23 protein-coding genes and 1 pseudogene are annotated in these 16,654 nt (G+C 72.2%); 8 read left to right on the top strand and 16 right to left on the bottom strand.

The features are described 5' to 3' along the window. Positions 1-10 precede the first annotated feature (10 nt). The 5 genes from Cba03nite_RS22055 to Cba03nite_RS22075 form a co-directional block, all read right to left on the bottom strand. Positions 11-871 carry a pentapeptide repeat-containing protein gene (locus Cba03nite_RS22055; protein WP_203749363.1) on the bottom strand — a complete coding sequence of 287 codons (861 nt, stop codon included), beginning with the start codon at positions 869-871 and terminating at the stop codon, positions 11-13. Positions 872-884: 13 nt separating this feature from the next. Next, the gene (locus tag Cba03nite_RS22060; RefSeq protein ID WP_203749366.1) at positions 885-1,214 is read right to left on the bottom strand and encodes a PadR family transcriptional regulator; all 330 of its coding nucleotides are present in this window, start codon (positions 1,212-1,214) and stop codon (positions 885-887) included. Between the two features lie 208 nt (positions 1,215-1,422). Beyond that, positions 1,423-1,848 carry an SHOCT-like domain-containing protein gene (locus Cba03nite_RS22065; protein WP_203749369.1) on the bottom strand — a complete coding sequence of 142 codons (426 nt, stop codon included), beginning with the start codon at positions 1,846-1,848 and terminating at the stop codon, positions 1,423-1,425. 17 nt (positions 1,849-1,865) lie between these two features. Next, the gene (locus tag Cba03nite_RS22070) at positions 1,866-2,126 is read right to left on the bottom strand and encodes a hypothetical protein (protein WP_239125941.1); all 261 of its coding nucleotides are present in this window, start codon (positions 2,124-2,126) and stop codon (positions 1,866-1,868) included. Further along, positions 2,123-2,485: a DUF2089 domain-containing protein gene (locus tag Cba03nite_RS22075; RefSeq protein ID WP_203749373.1), complete on the bottom strand. Its 363-nt coding sequence runs from the start codon at positions 2,483-2,485 to the stop codon at positions 2,123-2,125. Before Cba03nite_RS22075 ends, Cba03nite_RS22070 begins: the two co-directional genes overlap by 4 nt. Positions 2,486-2,626: 141 nt before the next feature. On the opposite strand from Cba03nite_RS22075, the gene Cba03nite_RS22080 reads away from it, so the two are divergent. Next, the gene (locus Cba03nite_RS22080) at positions 2,627-2,878 is read left to right on the top strand and encodes a hypothetical protein (RefSeq protein WP_203749376.1); all 252 of its coding nucleotides are present in this window, start codon (positions 2,627-2,629) and stop codon (positions 2,876-2,878) included. Between the two features lie 17 nt (positions 2,879-2,895). On the opposite strand, the gene Cba03nite_RS22085 is transcribed toward Cba03nite_RS22080, so the two are convergent. The 3 genes from Cba03nite_RS22085 to Cba03nite_RS22095 form a co-directional block, all read right to left on the bottom strand. Beyond that, positions 2,896-4,503, bottom strand: coding sequence for a molybdopterin-dependent oxidoreductase (locus Cba03nite_RS22085; RefSeq protein WP_203749379.1), 1,608 nt, complete (start codon positions 4,501-4,503; stop codon positions 2,896-2,898). A gap of 65 nt (positions 4,504-4,568) precedes the next feature. Continuing rightward, on the bottom strand, positions 4,569-5,165 hold the full coding sequence (locus tag Cba03nite_RS22090) for a fasciclin domain-containing protein (protein WP_203749383.1): 597 nt from the start codon (positions 5,163-5,165) through the stop codon (positions 4,569-4,571). A gap of 178 nt (positions 5,166-5,343) precedes the next feature. Beyond that, on the bottom strand, positions 5,344-6,237 hold the full coding sequence (locus Cba03nite_RS22095; protein ID WP_203749385.1) for a DUF4437 domain-containing protein: 894 nt from the start codon (positions 6,235-6,237) through the stop codon (positions 5,344-5,346). 82 nt (positions 6,238-6,319) lie between these two features. On the opposite strand from Cba03nite_RS22095, the gene Cba03nite_RS22100 reads away from it, so the two are divergent. Beyond that, complete coding sequence (locus tag Cba03nite_RS22100; protein WP_203749387.1) at positions 6,320-6,865, top strand: TetR family transcriptional regulator; 546 nt, start codon at positions 6,320-6,322, stop codon at positions 6,863-6,865. Continuing rightward, the gene (locus tag Cba03nite_RS22105; protein ID WP_203749389.1) at positions 6,862-7,605 is read left to right on the top strand and encodes a maleate cis-trans isomerase family protein; all 744 of its coding nucleotides are present in this window, start codon (positions 6,862-6,864) and stop codon (positions 7,603-7,605) included. Before Cba03nite_RS22100 ends, Cba03nite_RS22105 begins: the two co-directional genes overlap by 4 nt. A gap of 40 nt (positions 7,606-7,645) precedes the next feature. Here the strand turns inward: Cba03nite_RS22105 and Cba03nite_RS22110 are convergent, their stop codons facing one another. Further along, entirely contained in the window at positions 7,646-8,023 is a 378-nt protein-coding gene (locus Cba03nite_RS22110) for an immunity protein CdiI family protein (RefSeq protein WP_203749391.1), read from the bottom strand. Between the two features lie 42 nt (positions 8,024-8,065). Continuing rightward, entirely contained in the window at positions 8,066-8,659 is a 594-nt protein-coding gene (locus Cba03nite_RS22115; RefSeq protein WP_203749394.1) for a DUF4291 domain-containing protein, read from the bottom strand. 126 nt (positions 8,660-8,785) lie between these two features. Here Cba03nite_RS22115 and Cba03nite_RS22120 point away from each other — a divergent pair, with 126 nt between their 5' ends. Then, entirely contained in the window at positions 8,786-9,325 is a 540-nt protein-coding gene (locus tag Cba03nite_RS22120; RefSeq protein WP_203749396.1) for a GNAT family N-acetyltransferase, read from the top strand. Between the two features lie 34 nt (positions 9,326-9,359). Here the strand turns inward: Cba03nite_RS22120 and Cba03nite_RS22125 are convergent, their stop codons facing one another. The 4 genes from Cba03nite_RS22125 to Cba03nite_RS22140 form a co-directional block, all read right to left on the bottom strand. Beyond that, positions 9,360-9,518 (bottom strand): hypothetical protein, encoded by a 159-nt coding sequence (locus tag Cba03nite_RS22125; protein WP_203749398.1) that lies wholly within the window; start codon positions 9,516-9,518, stop codon positions 9,360-9,362. 170 nt (positions 9,519-9,688) lie between these two features. Next, positions 9,689-10,078 (bottom strand): RidA family protein, encoded by a 390-nt coding sequence (locus Cba03nite_RS22130; RefSeq protein WP_203749401.1) that lies wholly within the window; start codon positions 10,076-10,078, stop codon positions 9,689-9,691. A 42-nt stretch (positions 10,079-10,120) separates the two neighbouring features. Further along, positions 10,121-10,876: a hypothetical protein gene (locus Cba03nite_RS22135; RefSeq protein ID WP_203749404.1), complete on the bottom strand. Its 756-nt coding sequence runs from the start codon at positions 10,874-10,876 to the stop codon at positions 10,121-10,123. 203 nt (positions 10,877-11,079) lie between these two features. Continuing rightward, positions 11,080-11,304: a hypothetical protein gene (locus Cba03nite_RS22140; RefSeq protein ID WP_203749407.1), complete on the bottom strand. Its 225-nt coding sequence runs from the start codon at positions 11,302-11,304 to the stop codon at positions 11,080-11,082. A gap of 146 nt (positions 11,305-11,450) precedes the next feature. Between Cba03nite_RS22140 and Cba03nite_RS22145 the strand changes: the two genes are divergently transcribed. The 3 genes from Cba03nite_RS22145 to Cba03nite_RS22155 all read left to right on the top strand — a co-directional run bounded on the left by Cba03nite_RS22145 (position 11,451) and on the right by Cba03nite_RS22155 (position 14,000). After that, entirely contained in the window at positions 11,451-12,284 is an 834-nt protein-coding gene (locus Cba03nite_RS22145) for a S1 family peptidase (RefSeq protein ID WP_203749411.1), read from the top strand. Between the two features lie 115 nt (positions 12,285-12,399). Further along, positions 12,400-13,026, top strand: coding sequence for a 4a-hydroxytetrahydrobiopterin dehydratase family protein (locus tag Cba03nite_RS22150; RefSeq protein WP_203749414.1), 627 nt, complete (start codon positions 12,400-12,402; stop codon positions 13,024-13,026). Positions 13,027-13,142: 116 nt separating this feature from the next. Then, complete coding sequence (locus Cba03nite_RS22155) at positions 13,143-14,000, top strand: oxidoreductase (protein ID WP_203749417.1); 858 nt, start codon at positions 13,143-13,145, stop codon at positions 13,998-14,000. 61 nt (positions 14,001-14,061) lie between these two features. Here Cba03nite_RS22155 and Cba03nite_RS22160 read toward each other — a convergent pair whose 3' ends face one another. Further along, positions 14,062-14,412, bottom strand: a complete 351-nt coding sequence (locus tag Cba03nite_RS22160; protein ID WP_203749420.1) for a hypothetical protein — start codon at positions 14,410-14,412, stop codon at positions 14,062-14,064. 141 nt (positions 14,413-14,553) lie between these two features. Between Cba03nite_RS22160 and Cba03nite_RS22165 the strand changes: the two genes are divergently transcribed. Further along, positions 14,554-16,365 (top strand): hypothetical protein, encoded by a 1,812-nt coding sequence (locus Cba03nite_RS22165; protein ID WP_203749423.1) that lies wholly within the window; start codon positions 14,554-14,556, stop codon positions 16,363-16,365. A gap of 99 nt (positions 16,366-16,464) precedes the next feature. On the opposite strand, the pseudogene Cba03nite_RS22170 reads toward Cba03nite_RS22165, so the two are convergent. Beyond that, positions 16,465-16,654 (bottom strand): annotated as a pseudogene (locus Cba03nite_RS22170) (hypothetical protein); the annotation flags it as partial.

Genomic DNA, 16,654 nt, shown 5'->3' on the forward strand with positions numbered 1-16,654 from the left:
TGGCTGCTCCTTATTCGACGATCACGTTGGCGGGGGTGAACCCGAGGCCCTTGAGGGCCGCGTAGGTGAGCTTGTCCAGGCGCGCGCCGTCGAAGTTCACGGTGCGCAGGGCCTTGTAGTACTTCTTGCTCCAGCCGCCGCGGAAGGAGCAGTCGCGCAGGATCGCGCCGCGCAGCGACACCCCTTCGAGCCCCGCCTGGTCGAACTTCACGCCGGTGAACGTCTCCCCGTCGAAGGTGAGGCCGCGCAGGTCGGACTGGCTGAAGTCGACGCCGGTGAAGGTGCAGCGGGCGAAGACGGTGCGCTTGAGGTCGGTCTGGCGGAACGCGACGTCGGTGAGCGCCACGTCCTCGAACCGGACCTCGTGCAGCCCGGACATGCTGAAGTCGGTGCGCACCAGCCGCGCCCTGCGGAAGGTCGAGCCCTTCAGCTCGGCCGTGGTCAGGACGGCGTCGGTCAGGTTCGCGCCGTCGAAGCTGGTGTCCTTCAGGTCGCTGCTCTTGAACCTGCTGCCGGCCAGGTCGGCGTTGGAGAAGTCCGAGCCGCGCAGCGCGCTGGACCCGAACCGCCCGGACCGGGCCGAGACGCCGGCGAAGTCGCTGCCCTCCAGGGCGCTGGCGTCGAAGCGGGTCACCACCTGGCGCTCCAGGGTCCGGGACAGGTTGGTGACCTCCTGCACGGTCTCCTCGATGTCGCCGATGCTGTCGACGGTCAGCTCGAACGCGGTCGCCTCGTCCTTGCCCTCGGCGCGCAGCTCGCGGTATCGCTCCTGCAGGTCGGCCAGCAGGTCGGCCTTCAGCTCGGTGATGCTGCGGGTGCCCTCGTAGGGCGCGAAGACGCCGTCGAGGTACTGGTTCAGCCTGTCGGTCATGGTTGTCCGCCCTTCACAGCAGCGTGTCGAGCACACGCTTGGCGTACTCCCACGTGGTCTTGTTGTGCGCGTAGGTGGCGCGGCCCTTGTCGGTGATCTTGAAGTACTTGCGGCGGCCGCCCTGGGACTCGTCGCCCCAGTACCACGTGATGTCGCCGTCGGCCTCCAGGCGCCGGACGCTGGAGTACATCGTGGCTTCCTTCAGTTCGTATTCGCCCTGCGAGCGTTCGGCGATCAGCTTGACGATCTCGTAGCCGTAGCGGTCCGCCTCCATCAGCAACCGCAAGATCATCGTGTCCGTGTTGCCACGTAGCAGGTCGGACGTGATTTTGCTTGTGCTCATACCTCACCTCCTGCGTTACACCGTAGATCCCACTACTGTGACTGTCAAGGTAGTTGGATAGACGGGGTAACCCGGCGAGCGGCAATGAAGAAAGGCAGCAGGCGACATGGCGCCGCGGATCTGAAGGGCGGCCGAAAACAGTCGACCTGGCCGAGCATGCTGACGGGATCGGCGCCCGGCGAGCCTCACGGCGTCCCGGGCGGCGGCACTACTCGCAGAACACCTGCACCTTGCCGTCGACCGAGTCGATGTCCACGCTGATCTCGTCGAGGTGCTCGATCAGCTCCTCGAGCTGCTGCGGCTTGAGCTGAGTCAGGTCGATGGGCACGCCCGAGCGGTGCAGCTCCGCGTTGACCTGGTGCAGCGCCTGCGGCGGGACGAGGCTGGCGAGCCGCACCCCGGCGCGCAGCAACTGCAGCGGCACGCGGACGTTGATCCGGGACGGCCCTTCGACCAGGTCGTTCGCGTTGACCACGACGCGCAGGTACCTGGGCCGAACCTTCGGGCGGGCCGTGCCCCCGGCGACGGGCTCCGTCCCCTCGCGCTGGACGGCGTCGATCAGGCGCTCGGCCTCATCGGCGGTGATCCTGCCGTCGGCCAGCATCTGCAGGATCTGGCGGCGCTGCTCGTTCATCTCGCTTCTCCCCACACTCATCTGATGCTTACGAGCACGGCCGCCGGGCCCTGCTCGATCTCGAAGCTGGTGCCGGGCAGCGCCCACACCAGCCGCCCCAGGCCGCGCAGCGCGCCGACCGGCCGCACCCCGTAAATGAGGCACGCGGTCAGCCCGCCCAGCACGGCGAGCAGCAGCACCGGCGACAGGACCAGCAGCACCGGCAGCAGCGGGACGTACAGCCGCCGCAGGCGGCCGCCGGCACGGCGGTAGCGCACCGTGAGCAGCTGCGGGATCACCGCGACCGCTCCAGTTCGGCCAGCGCGTCGTCGACGCTGATCTCGCCCAGCCGCAGCCGTTCGAGCACGTCCGCGCTGCGCGGCGGCGGGTCGGTGTCGACGAAGTCGAGCTGCTCGGCGATCCGGTTCAGCCGGGACTTGATCGTCGGGTAGCTCACCCCGAAGATCCGCTCCATCTCCTTGATCGAACCGTGCGACCGCACGAACGCCGCGACGAACACCTGATCGTCGACGCTGAGCTGAGCCAGCTGCGGCGGCTCGAACCGGCCCTCGATCGCCACGCCGCTGCCGGCCAGACGCACCCGCTCGACCACGAACGGCTGACCGTGCGTCAGGTTCGTCAGCTCATGCCAGTCCACCCTCGGCTCCTCACCTTCGACGCCATACCGACGATTAATTAGTATCTTGATTTTCTTAAGTTGTCAAAGCTGCCGCATTAACTTTCTTGATTTGATCTTGAATGCAGGTGCCGGATTGTCCAAGGTCCGCATATTGGCCGCATGTTGGCGACTGGCCGCGATCCCGCGGGCGCCGTGCGGCTGTGGCGGGTGCACACCGGACGGTGGCCGGTCGTCGCGTACACATTGGGCATGGCGGATCAGGCCGGCTACCGCTATCAGGAGGTCGTCGCCGGCCGGGCCGAGGCGGACGCGTCAGCCCGGCGCTGGGCCGAGGAGATCCGCCGGTACGGCCGGCCGCGGAGCCGCGAGCCCGACGAGACCGTCCCCGACCGGACCCACCTGCTGAGGTAGCCGGTGCGCCGGTGCACTCAGCTCGGCGGCCGGGTGGCGTCGACTGTGAACAGGCGGGTGTGCCAGCCGGTCGCGCCGTCGGGGAACGGTGCGGCCCGGTGTTCGGCCTGCATCGCCCCGGTGCCGTCGACAGCGCGTACCCGCAGGGTGTGATTGCCGGGGGTGGCCGTCCAGTCGTACACCCACTGGACCCACGTGTCCGTGGACGACGTCGGCAGCAGCCGGGCCGGGCGCCACGGCGCGTCGTCGACCTGGACCTGCACGGCGCTGATGCCGCGCCGCTGTGCCCAGGCGACCCCGGCCACGGCCACCGGGCCCGGGGTCAGCCGCGCCAGCGGGGTGGGCCGGTCGATCCGCGACGCGGTCTTGACCGGCGCCTGAGCGGCCCAGCCGCGCTGCACCCAGTACGCGTCGAACCCGGCGAAGGTGGTGAGCTCCAGCGAGGTGATCCACTTGGCCGCGCCGACGTATCCGTACAGGCCGGGAGTGAGCATGCGGGCGGGGAAGCCGTGCTCGGCGGGCAGCGGCTGCCCGTTCATGGCCAGGGCGAGCATCGCGTCGCGGCCGTCGAGGACCGCCGCGGCGGGAGTCCCGATGGTGATGCCGTCGGCGGCGCGGGCGACGACCTGGTCGGCACCGGCCTGCACGCCCGCGGCCCGCAGCACCGCGGCCAGCGGCACGCCGAGCCAGCGCGCGGTGCCGATGTACGGGCCGCCGACCTCGTTGGACACGCAGTTGAGCGTGACGTCGCGCTCGATGAGCGGCAGCTTGAGCAGGTCGTCGAAGCTGAGCCGGGCCGGCCGGTCGACCATGCCGCCGATGGTCAGCGACCAGGCGCGAGGGTCGATGCGGGGCAGGGTCAGCGCGATGTCGACCCGGTAGAAGTCCTTCGTCGCGGTATAGAAGCCCGGCGTCGTCTGCGCTGGTGGGGCGGGATCGGCCGGGGCGGGCAGGGTCACGGCGTCCCGGGCGGCGTCGGCAGCCTCGGTGCCGTGCCGCCGCAGCAGCGCCGTCCCGGCCGCACCCGCGACGATGCCGAGCGACGTCGTACCGGCCGCGATGAGGAACCGCCGCCGCTGGGTCACGGCGGGTGGTGTGCCGCCTGACGGTTGACCCGACTCGGACGTGACCATCGCACCGTCCGGCCGGCCGGCGGATCCGGCAGGCACGGGCTCGGATGACGGGGCCGGCTCGGCGGACCCGGGCAACCGCATGATCAGCCACGTGAGCAGAGCCGCCGTGACGCCTCCGGCGAGCAGGGCGGGCAGGGCGTCCAGGGGGCAGGCGTCCGGGCGGGTCAGCGCGGCTGCGGCGCCCGCGGCGGCGGCCAGGCCGATGGCGGCGACGGCGGCGGTGCGGTGGCGCATCGCCAGGACGCCGACCAGCGCGGCCAGCAGCCCGAGGGTCCCCACGATGCCGGTGATGAGCAGCGGTTTGTCGTACGTCCCGAAGGTCCGTACCGCGTACTCCTTGACGGGTGTCGGGGTGGCGTCGATGACGGTGCCGCCGATGGTGACCAGCGGTGAGGCCGCGGGGCGGGTGAGCGACGCGGTCAGTTCGGCGGCGCAGACGCCGCCGGCGGCCGCGAGCAGGCCGGTCAAAGCTGCGGAAAGACGGCGGCGCATGAGGGCGCCTCCTTCGTCGTGGTGGAAGGGCACCCCCGGTTGCGCAGGTGCCCTTCCGGTCTCGGTCAGGACGGCATCAGGACGCTGTCGACGAGGTAGACGGTGGCGTTGCGGGTCGGGATGTTGCCGCACACGATCGCCGAGGTCCCGTTGACCTTGAAGTCGCTGCCGCTGCCGCTGACGGTGAGGTCCTGGCCCTCCAGCGTCTTGTGCATGCCGGCCAGCTGTCCGGGCGCGATCTTTCCCGCCACCACGTGGTAGGTCAGGATCTTCTTGAGCATGTCCTGGTCGGCCAGGACCTTGTCCAGGTCGCCCTTCGGGATCTTGGCGAACGCGTCGTTGACGGGCGCGAACACGGTGACCGCTTCGGCGTTGTTGAGCGTGTCCACCAGGCCCGCCTGCTGCACCGCGGCGACCAGGGTGCTCAGCTGCGGATTGCCCGACGCCGCGGTGGCGACGGGCTGCCGGCCCATCGCCTCCAGGCTGCCGGGGTTGGCCGGGTCGGTCGGCAGGCCGGCGCAGGCCGGCCCGAAGGTGCCGTCTCCGGCCGCGGCGGGCATCGCCGTCATCGCGCCGCCGCCGCTGCCGCAGGCGGTGAGCGCCAGCGCGAACGCGAAGGTGGCAGCGGCGGCCAGCGCCGTGAGCTTCCTGTTGCCGTACATGGCGGTGGTTCCTTTCTCAGGTGGGATCTTCACCACTGATTCGGCACCGGTTCCGCCATGGATGGGTGGAGTGGGGACGATTTTTTCTGATTTCTGGGTATCCGATGACACGAGCGCGGCCCGGCGGGTGATCCGCCGGGCCGCGCTCAGGTCGTGTGTCGTGATCGGCTAGCGAGCCTCACTGGTAGCCGGGGTCGGCCCAGCGCCCGATCGAGCGGGAGCGCACCGGCTCGACGAACCGCGGCGCGGCGCTGTGCGGGTAGCCCTCGCCCCAGTTCGTGGCGTCGCCCTGCATGACGACGCGGGCGTTGTCGGTGTACCAGTCGACGAGGTCGCTGTCGGAGCGCACGATCCAGGTGCAGCCGGTCTCGGCGTCGGCGGTGAAGTCGCCGTGGCGGATCAGCGGCGGGCGCCAGAAGTAGGTGCCCGGCCACATCTTGCCGTAGTTGTAGTCGAACCCGCCGTCCAGGCAGTACGCCTCCTCGCTGCACGGGTGGTGGGCCATCGGCACCTCCCGCCAGCCGGGCTTGGCCTTGATGAGCCGGGTGTAGAAGCCGGTCTTGGCGTCGCGGTGCAGCAGCTTGATGTAGAGGCCCGGCACGGGCGTGCCGCCGAGGTCGAAGCGCATCGGGCTGCCGTCGCGCACGTCGATCCACGGCATCTGCGCGGTGTCGAGCACGATCAGCTGCTGGTCTTCGCGCACCGTGTCCAGCGACGCGCCGGCGGGCTCGAAGTGCCAGTCGCCGTGCTCGCGGAACAGCAGGATCTCGGTGCCCGCGGTGACCGACAGCGGCGGGGTGAGCACCCCGGCGGGCGCGGTCCAGTAGCCGTGCGGGCCGAGCACGGTGTCACCGATGGTGACCTGCCCGGACAGCACGTACCACTCGGTGTCGGCCTGGTGCACGCCGGCCGGGCGGGTCCAGTCGCCGGTGAAGCGGACCTTGAGCGAGGCGGAGCCGTCCTCCTCGTCGTAGCTGAGGTTGCGCTGCTCGGCGGTGCCACTGGCGTGCTGGAACTCGGCCAGGTGCCAGATCAGGTCCTTCTCGTCGACAAGCTCGACATGGGGTCGCACCGGTACTCCCTCCTTCGGAACGCTGTTTCCAATACAGAACGTAGCGGTTATGTTTTTCCGGCACAAGATGTATCGTCAACTCATGACCCGGCTAGGACGCCCCGCAGGCCCCGCCCAGGAGACGACCGCCGTCGTGCTCACCGCCGCCCTGCAACTGCTGCTGGCCGAAGGGGCCGCCGCGCTGACCCCCCAGCGCCTGCACACCGCCACCGGCGTCTCCCGCTCGACGATCTACCGCCACTGGCCCACGCCCGGCGACGTGCTCGCCGCGCTCATCGACGTCGCCCCGCTCGGCCCCGCCGAACGCACCGGCGACCTCGCCCACGACCTGCACGCCGAGGTCGACCTGCTGTGCAACCGGCTGCGCGACCGCCCCGTCGCCGCCATGCTGCAGGCCCTCGTCGCCGCCGCCGCGACCGACCTGCGCCACCGCTACGTCGGCGACCTGCTCGCCCCGTTCCACGACGTGCTGACCGCCGCCGGCATCGGCCCGGCCGACCGCGACGACGCGGTCGCCGCGATCGTGTCCCCGCTGCTGGTCGACGCGCTGCTGCTGGACCGGCCCACCGCCCGCACCCGGGCGCACCGCACCGTCGACGACGTCGCCGCCCGGCTGGCCCACGCATGACCAACATGGTCGGTCCCCGGGCCGTGTTCGGCGTCATCGTGCCGAGCACCAACACCGTCGTCGAGCACGACTACTGGCGCGCCGGCGTCGCGGGCGTCGCCTTCCGGGCCGGGTCGATGTACATCCCGAACCCGGTCATGGGCGGTGACGAGGACTTCCAGGCGCTGCTCGGCCAGATCCGCGCGTCGATCGACACCGCGGTGCGCGACGCGCTCACCGCGCAGCCCGACCGGCTCGTCATGGGCATGTCGGCCGAGACGTTCTGGGGCGGCGTCGAGGGCAACGCCGCGTTCGAGCGGCGGCTGCGCGAGCGCAGCGGCCTGCCCGTCACCACCGGCGCCAGCGCCTGCCGCGCCGCGCTGCACGAGCTGGGCTGCCGCCGGATCGCGGTGTTCTCGCCGTACCAACCGATCGCCGACCGGGAGGTCGGCCGGTTCTTCACCGAGGCTGGCTTCGACGTCGCGGCGGTCACCGGGCTGCGCTGCCCCACCGCGATGGACATCGCCCGGGTCCCGGAGCAGCGCCTCGACGAGGTCGTGGCCGAACTCGAGGGCCCCGGCGTGGAGGCGATCGTCCAGGTCGGCACCAACCTGTCGTTCGTCGCGCAGGCCGACCGGCTGGAAGCGGCGCTGGGCCGGCCCGTGATCGCCATCAACGCCGCCACGCTGTGGCACGCGCTGCGCGAGCACGGCCTGCCCGACCAGGTGCCGGGCTACGGCCGGCTGCTGCGCGAGCACTGATCGCCCGAGCCGGCCCTGGTCATGGCTTTGGTGGTCGCGGTCAGCGCCGGAAACCGGCCGGGTCCGCGAGATAACGGTCGAGGTCCGGATCTTCGTGCAGCTCGTCGAACTGATCGGTGATCTGCCAGGCCGGTCCCAGTTCCTCGCGCAGGCGGCCGACGACGTCGCGTACCTCCCGGTTGAAGGCCGTGCACCGGGCCTCGCGCCAGGGTCCGGGGGCAGGCGGATCGTCCCAGTTCAGCGAGGTGTCATACCGAGCCGCGAGTTCGTCGAGGTCACGGCGCAGCGAGTCACTGACGGGAAGCAGGGCAAGGTCCACGGGACTGCCCCAGATCTGCCGGGCGGCGGACCCGGTCGGCCACAGCACGCCGCCCGATCCGGCGTCGAAGAAGAACCGGGCCTCCTGCACGGCTCTCATGCTCGCACGGTTAGATCCCGGCAGCCGGATGATGGGCGGGCATCACGTGTCGGACTGGATGCGACGGGCGAGGTCCGCGCCTAGCGGGTACGGCCGCTCGGCTGGCAGCAGCCGCTGCGCCTGGGCGTGCTTACCGGCCCGGACCAGGGTGTCGATGCGGTGCACCGTCGGGGTCAGGTCCGTCAGGCCGGTCACCCACTCGTCGGCGAAGGTGCGGATGAGGGTACGGCCGATGCCGACCTGGATGCTGTAGTGGTTCAGCGCCGCCCCGCGCAGGGTCCGTTCCGGATCCCACTGGACGTGCACCCGCGCGGCCTCGAACGCCTCGCTCCAAGCGGCGGCGCTGCCGTGGATCGCCGGTACGGGTGCGGTGAGCACGCCGTGCGCGAGCGCCTGCTCCCAGCCCGCCCGGGTGATCCGGACCGCGAGGATGCGCTCCTGGCCCGGCTTGCGGGCCCAGTTGCTGCGGTGCATCAGCCACAGCAGGGACGGCTTGATCCAGGTCATCCTGGTGAACGAGAACGGCGCGACGAACCGGCCCGCGGCCAGCGCCGCCTCCGCGATCGCAGGCGGGTACGCCTGGTACACGGCGATCGTGCCGGAGTCGAAATCGGCACGGATCTGGCGCAGGGGCATGGCACCGCCTGTCCTCGGCACGGTCCTGTCGATGCCGATCCTGCCGTGCCTACGGCGCGGGGACGAGCCGTTTTCCGGCGGGTGGGCGTCTTGATCGCTGCCGAGCCTGCTGGTTGACTGGCTGGCATGATTGACCTCGGTCCGGTCGCCTGGCCGCCTGATCCGATCCGGACCGAGCGGCTCGTGCTCCGGGAGTCCGAAGCCCGGGACCGGGCGGCGTTTATCGAGCTGTTGTCGTCGCCCGAGGTGCACACCTATCTCGGCGGCCCCCGGTCGCGTGACGAGCTCGAGCGCGAGCTTCCCGCGGCGCCCGAGCGGTGGCCAGGTAGTTTCGTCGTCGAACTCGAGGGGGCGATGACCGGCCATGTGCTACTCCGGCGGGCGACGGAGCGCCATCGCCCGGCTGCCGTGGGCAAGGCCGATCTCGGTTACCTGTTCCTGCCGCGGGCGTGGGGACTCGGGTATGCCACCGAGGCGTGCTCGGCGGCACTCGCCTGGTTCGACGGGGTGCTTCCCGGCGAGCCGATGATCCTCGCCACCCAGACAGCCAACCTCGGCTCGATGCGACTCGCGGCGAAGCTGGGGTTCACCGAGGTCGAGCGGTTCCACGCCTGGGACGCCGAGCAGTGGCTCGGCGAGCGGTCCCCGGTCACGCCGCCTGCTTAAACTCCTGCTCGGCGGCCCGCCGGAGGGTGCGACGTCAGCTTCCTTCGCCGCCCTCGGCAGGCGCGTCCCCGGGGAAGTCGTCGAGGTCGATCGGCCGTTCGTCCCCGTCGTCGAGGTTCGGGGGCTGCGGACCTTCGCCGGGTTCCGGCGACGTCAGCGGCTCTTTCGGTCCCCGTATCGGCTGCTCGCTCATGTGGTTCTCCTCGGGCGGCGATGGTCGTCCTGGTCTGCGAGGGCGTACCCGGCCGTCCTGCTGCCCAAACCCGTAGTACGCGTGGCGGCTCGCCGGGAAAGTGGCGGGTGCCGGGTCTGCGCGACCGCCGCCTTGGGCTCGATGGCCGGGGTATGCCGCGACGACGGCGCTCAGGCGACCGGAACTCGCGCGTCCACTTCGATCTCGATCTTCATGCGGGTGTCCGCCAGGCCGCAGACCAGCATCGTGGCGGCGGGCCGGACGTCGCCGAAGCGGCTGCGCAGGACGGGCCAGCAGGGCTCGAAGTCGGCCCGGTCGGGCAGCAGGTAGCGCACCCGCAGCACGTCGGCGAAGGTGCAGCCCGCCTCGGCCAGTGCGGCGCCGATGTTGCGCAGGCACTGCTCGGCCTGCTCGACCACATCGTCGGAGATCGTCATGGTGGCGTAGTCGTAACCGGTCGTCCCGGAGACGTACACGCGGTCGCCGTCGACCACGGCCCGGGCGTACCCGATCTGCTCCTCGAAGGTCGAGCCGCTGAGGATCACGCGTCGCTCTGTCACGGCCGCACGCTAACACCGCCGCCGATCCCGGCCGGCAGGAGATCAGCCGCGGCCACTGGTGATCTTCAGGTTGGCCCCGAGGCTCGGTGCCGCGGCGCCGGCTAGTGCGGCGGCGGCGTCCAGGTCGGCGCCGGGGGCCAGGCTGATGGTGGCGCGGTCGGGTTTCAGGCGCGCTTCGATGATCGTGTAACGGGCGCGCAGGGCCTCGTACGCGGCGATCGCCTCGCCGGGGGCCCGGCCGTCGCTGCCGGTCTCGACGTGCAGGCTCGGGCGCGCGTCCAGCCAGGTGCCGACGCCGAGGAACGTCGCCGCCGACAGCGGCTCGTGCCGGCCGCCGCCGGAGAGCAGGTCGCGGAACACGGCCATCGCCTCGGTGGCGTCGGCCGTGTCGACGTCGATCCGCCAGCGGTCGCCGTCGCCTGCCGTGTCGTCGATGTCCGCGCGCCGCACCCGGGTGTCGGCCGTCAGCGACCGCCACAGCGCCACCACCTCGTCGGTGCGGGCCTTGTCGGCGACGACGGTGAAGGCGACGCCGTCGGCCTCGATCCGGCCTTCCACACCGTCCTGGTCGGCGACATAACGCCTCAGGTCGGCGGCCAGTTCGGTGACGCGGTCGGCCGGGGTGCCCTCCGCGACGACCAGCGTGCCGCTGGCCGTACCGAGGAAGGGCAGGGAGTTGCTGCCTTTCGCGTCGATCTCCGCGACGTCCGGCGTGCCGGCCCACTCCTGCTCGAAGCCCGCCGCCAGCGCGCTGCCCTTGTTCAGGGCGCAGCCGGCCAGCACGGTCAGGACCAGCACGAACGCGGCGGCTTTCCGCGTCCGCCGCGGGGCGTCTGTTCTCAGCGTCGTCTCCCTGGTGACGGGCGGCCCGGCGGGGCCGCGGCAGCCGGACACGTGGCAGGCGCGCGAGCGGCGCCGCCGCGCGCAGCCCGGCAAACGGTGATCACCTTATCGTCGCGGTCAAGGCCGGGCCCCGCGGTCGGGGAGCAGCGCCGAGGCCGCTACCAGGCGAGCAGGCAGGCCACCACGCCGAAGACGAGCACCACGGCCGCACCGATCCACCATTCCCGGCTCATGCCGCGCGGCACCTCGGAGTCACCGGCGGCCAGGGCGATCCGCCCGGCGAACAGCACCCCGGTGACGATCAGCCACAGGACGGCCAGTTTCGTGTCCACGAGCCCCAGCGCGGCGCCGCCGAGCAGTATCACGCCCGCATAGATCCACATGACGACCTCACTCGACGGGACGGATGCACGTCTCAGGTTCGATCCAGATCGGAGGTTATCGGGAAACGCCGCCCCCGCTCGCCTTTCCTTCGATAGATGTCGATGCGATTCTTGACTCCTCCCGTCTACAGACCCCGGAGGACGTCATGAGAAGCCCCTTCCACCTCGCTGTGGCCGCCGTCGCGATACTGGCGGCCACCGCCGCCGGCGCCACCCCGGCCGCCGCCGCGCCCGGACCCGAAGCGCCGCCCCTGCCGGCCGCCGCGCAGCTTCCCGGCACCGCCTGGGCCGTCGACCCGGCCACCGGGCGGATGACCGTGACACTGGACGACTCGGTCACCGAGCAGCAGGCCACGCGCCTGCGCGGAGCCGGTGTCACCCTGCGCCGCGAACCGGGACACCTGCGTACGATGCTGGCCGGCGGCGACGCGATCTACGGGAGCACGGCGCGCTGCTCCCTCGGCGCCAACGCGCGCAGCGGCAGCACCTACTACCTCATCACCGCCGGGCACTGCACGAACAGCTCCGCCAACTGGTGGACCAATAGCGCGCGCACCATCGCCATCGGCGTCCGGACCGCGAGCAGCTTCCCCAGCAACGACTACGGCCTGGTCCGCTACACGACCCTGCTCAGCCACCCGAGCGCCGTCAACACCTACCCCGGCCTGCTGCAACTGCGCGGGACCGGTAGCGCGTACGTCGGCCAGGCGGTCTGCCGCAGCGGCGCGACCACCGGCGTGCGCTGCGGCGTCGTGACCGCGCTGAACGCCACCGTGAACTACCCCGAAGGCACCGTCACCGGTCTGATCCGGACCAACATCTGCGCGGAGAACGGCGACAGCGGCGGGCCGCTCTACACCTCCGGCGGCCTCATCCTGGGCATCCTGTCCGGCGGCACTGGCAACTGCACCACCGGCGGCTCGACGTACTACCAGCCCATCGGTGAGATCCTCGCCGCGTTCGGCCTGACGATCCCGTGACCAGGCACGGCCGGCGTACGCGGCCTTCGCGGTGCGCGTACGCCGGCCGTGATGCCCGCCGGACGGCCTCGTGGCCGGTCGGCGCCCGGCGGGTCCCGCTGTTAGCTTGGCTCGCATGACCGAGCGGATCACGGCCCGGCAGTTCCATGCCGCCGACGGCGTCGACGACTGGCGCTCCCTCTACCACCTGGTCGCGGCCCGCTTCCGGACAGGTTCGCTCGCCGGCGGCGCCGCGCTCGCCGCCGAGATTGCCCGGCTGGCGGCCGACGCCGCTCACCATCCCCGCATCGACCTGCGGCACGACAGTGTCACGGTGTGCCTCACGGCCCGCGACGTCGAACTGGCCCGCCAGATCTCGGCCGCAGCCGCAGAGCTGGGCATTCAGGCGGACCCGGCCGCCGTGCAGCTCGTCAACATCACGATCGACGCGCTCGTCGGAGCGGACGTGCTGCCTTTCTGGGCCGCGCTGCTGGGCTACCGGCAGATCGGCGATGACTACCTGTCCGACCCGGCGGGTCGCGGCCCGGGGCTGGAGTTCCAGGCCATGGACGCCCCACGTCCGCAGCGCAACCGCATCCACCTGGACGTCGCCGTCCCCCACGACCAGGCCGAGGCGCGCATCGCCGCAGCGCTGGCCGCCGGAGGACGCCTCGTGTCCGACGCGCACGCGCCGCGATGGTGGGTCCTGGCCGACGCCGAGGGCAACGAGGCCTGCGTCGCCACCTGGCTGGGCCGCGAGTGACAGTCGCCTGACACGGCCGGGAGAGCCGGGGCGACTGCGGCTGCGCACACGACCGGCGGCGCGGTGGACGCCGCGCCGCCGGGTTCCGGGGACCGGACTCGCCTAGGATCAAGATCGTGAAGAGTGACGGCTGGAGCCTGGGCGGCGATCTCGACGTCGCCCGCGTCGGATACGGCGCGATGAAGCTGACCGGTTGGCCCCGTGGCGAGCGCCCCGAGCGCGAGACGGCGCTGGCGATCCTACGCCGGGCGGTCGAGCTCGGCGTGAACCACATCGACACCTCGAACTACTACGCCCGCGACGGCGTGGCCGCCAACGAGCTGATCAGGACGGCGCTGCACCCGTACCCGGCGGATCTGGTCCTGGTGACCAAGGTGGGCGCGCTCGTCGAAGGCCCGGACATCGCGCTGCCCGCGTCCGAGCAGACCGGCCTGGCCCCCGACGGCCTGCGGCGCGGCGTCGAGGCGAACCTGCGCACGCTGGGCGTCGACCGGCTGGACGTGGTGAACCTGCGCATGGGCGACCGCGGCCACGGCGAGGCGTCGCTCGCCGGGCCGCTGGAGACGCTGCTGGCGCTGCGCGAGGAGGGGCTGATCCGCCACCTGGGCGTGTCCAACGTCAGCCTCGCCGAGTTCGAGCTGGCCCGCACGATCGCCCCGGTGGTGTGCGTCCAGAACCAGTACAACGTCGCCTTCCGCGACGACGATCCGCTGGTGGACGCCTGCGCGGCGGCCGGGGTTGCGTACGTGCCGTTCTTCCCCGTCGGCGGGTTTCAGCCGCTGACGGCCGAGCACCTGGCCGCCGTCGCCGCCCGGCACGGGGCGTCCGTCGCGCAGGTCGCGCTGGCCTGGCTGCTGGCCCGCTCGCCCAGCATCCTGCTCATCCCGGGCACCGGCTCGCTCGCCCACCTGGCGGAGAACATCGCGGCGGCCGGGCTCGCGCTCACCGGGGACGACCTGGCCCTGCTGGGCTGACGGCGAGGACTGCCCGGTCGCCACGAGGGGACCGGGCAGTTGTGTTCCCGCCGGCGGCGGGTCAGCCGCAGGGGGCGGTGACGCTGCGGTCCTTGACCGTGGAGCCGGTGCGGTAGGTGCGGGTGGTGGTCCCCACGCAGGCGTACGCCGCCGAACCCGTGCCGCTGGCCAGGGTCACCCACGTGCCCGACGCGTCCTGGCGCTGGATCGCGACCGGCCACGGGGTGCTCTGCCCCGTCGAGTAGCAGAACCAGTCGGCCTCGGCGTAGATCACGCCGCTGTAGTACGAGATGTCCTTGATCACGATGCAGTCGGGAGCGGCGGCGGCCGGGGACGCGGTCACCCCGACGACGGTGCCCGCGGCCAGGGCGACCAGGCCCAGCCCGCGACCGAGAGCGTTACGCACGCGCATGAATACCTCCGGGACGGTGGTGGTGGATGTGCCGCCATATCCGACCATCGACGACCGTCGCGCGTCGACAGTCTCACCACAGTCTCAAACCGCAGCTCACAAGCCGTTGACACCGTTGATCACCGTGACTATAAAGGCGCGGTGGACGCGATCGACGGCTCGCTCGCGGTGCGGGCGGCGGTGCTGACGGCACTGCGCGGCAACAGCTGCCAGGTGGTCAACGTGACCGGCCCGCTCGGCGTCGGCAAGACCCGCGCCCTCGACGCCCTGGACCTCGGCGGCGCCCGCGTCGCCGACGGCGTGGACGACGCCGCCGCAGTAGCTGAAATGGTCCACACGCTGCGGACAGCCGACCCCGGCACCGTCTGGATCGTCGGCAGCCGCCGCCCCCTGGCCACCTGGGCACACTGGACCGGACCGGCCCCGGCCGCCGTCCGGGTCGCCCCCTGGCGCACGGCGTCGATCGAGGCACTGGCCCGCGAGACAGGCCTGCGCCACCCGGCCGAGCTGCGCCTGATCACCGCACTGTCCGGCGGGATCCCCCTGATCGCGACACACCTGGCACGCGCCCTGCTCAGCGGAGTGCCCGCCGACGCCCGCGCAGCGGCCGCCGCCCCCGCCGCCCGCGAGGTGCTGCGCCGGCTCGGCCCCGAAGGCGCCGGGCTCGAGGAGGCACTGACCGCGCTGGCCACCCTCGGCATCGCCGACGAGGAGATGCTCGGGCAGCTCACCGGCCTCGCCACCGCCGAGTTCGACCGGATTGGCGAGCTGAGCGTGATACGCCGCGACGAACTCGGGCTCGCCGTGCGCGAACCGTACCGGACGCTGCTGGACCTCACGGCACGCTGGCGCCGGCCGCTGGCCCGGCAGTCGCTGCTGGCCGGCGGGGTACGCCACCGGGTGCGGCAGGCCGCCGCCCAGCGCGACCGCCGCGGCCAGGTCGGCGTCGTCGGCCCGTCGCTCGCCCTGGTCGACGACCCGGTGATCCGCGAGACCCTGTTCCCGGCGGCCGAACCGCAGGTGCGCATCCGGCCCGCCGAACCCGGCGACGAGGCCGACATCGTGCGGCTGACGCGGCTGTGGGCGCGGCGCGGCCGGCTCGACGCCAGAGCCTGCGGCCGGATGCTGGAGACGTGGTGGTCCTGCCAGCCCACCGGCTTCTACCTCGCGGTCGGCCCCGACGGCGAGGCGCTCGGACTGTCCAATGTGCTGCCGCTGCGCGAATCGGCCACCCCCGCCCTCGAGCTGCTGCTCCAGCAGCACACCGGCGCGCTGCGCGCCGACGCCGACGGCACCACCGGGGTGCTGGTGGGTCTCGCCGTCAGCGGCGACGAGGACCCCGCGGTACACGCCGCGATCCTGCGGCACACCCTCGCCGTCGGGATGACGGCCGAACGGGTGCTGGTGTCCACGCCGTGGCTGCCCTACCAGCGGCTGTGCGAGCAGCTCGGCATGGTCCACCAGGGCGACACCCGGCACGACGTCTACCGCTGCGGCCGGATGAACCGGATCTACCTGCAGGACTTCGCCGTGGAGGCGCTGCCCTCGTGGCTCGGGCGGCTGGGCGCGGGCGGGCCGGGCGCCGCCTTCGACTGGGAACAGCACGTCCGGCAGGCGCTCAGCGACCTGCACCGGCCGGGCCGGCTCGCGGCGAACCCGCTAGCGGGGCTGGCGGTCACCGGTTCGGGCGCGAACATCGCGGCGCTGCTGCGGGCCGCGGTGGAGCTGCTCGGCGGCTCCGGCGAGCAGGCCGACGTCGAGGCGGCGCAGGCGCTGACCTGGCGATACCTGCACACCGGGGCGAGGGAGCCGCTGCGGCTCGGACACAGCCGGGCCACGTACTTCCGGCGGCTGCGGCACGGCGTACGCCGGGTCACCGAGATCATCCAAGCACTGGCGGGCGACGGCGGTGCCGGGTCGGCGGCGTGGCCTGCCGTCCATCGGCGGGAATGAGGCGGCCGGCCCGTCACGTCGACTTCGATCTCTTCTCCGTCGAGGTGACAGGCCGGCGTCACCCGAAAAGCCGGTGGTGGCCGGCCTGCCCAGGGTGGGTCAGGCTTTGGCGGGGGTGGTGTCGGGGTCGGTGGTGCTCGGCTGGGCGGGCAGGTGGACCGGGTCGGTCCCGGCGGACGCGGCCGCGGTGGTGGCGGGGTGGCGTCGGCTGATGCGGTTGATGAGTGGTTCGACGCCGCGGGCGAACAGTGGGCCGAGTACGGCGAGCATGAGTACGTATGCGGCGGCG

Source organism: Catellatospora bangladeshensis (assembly GCF_016862575.1).
Taxonomy (GTDB): domain Bacteria; phylum Actinomycetota; class Actinomycetes; order Mycobacteriales; family Micromonosporaceae; genus Catellatospora; species Catellatospora bangladeshensis.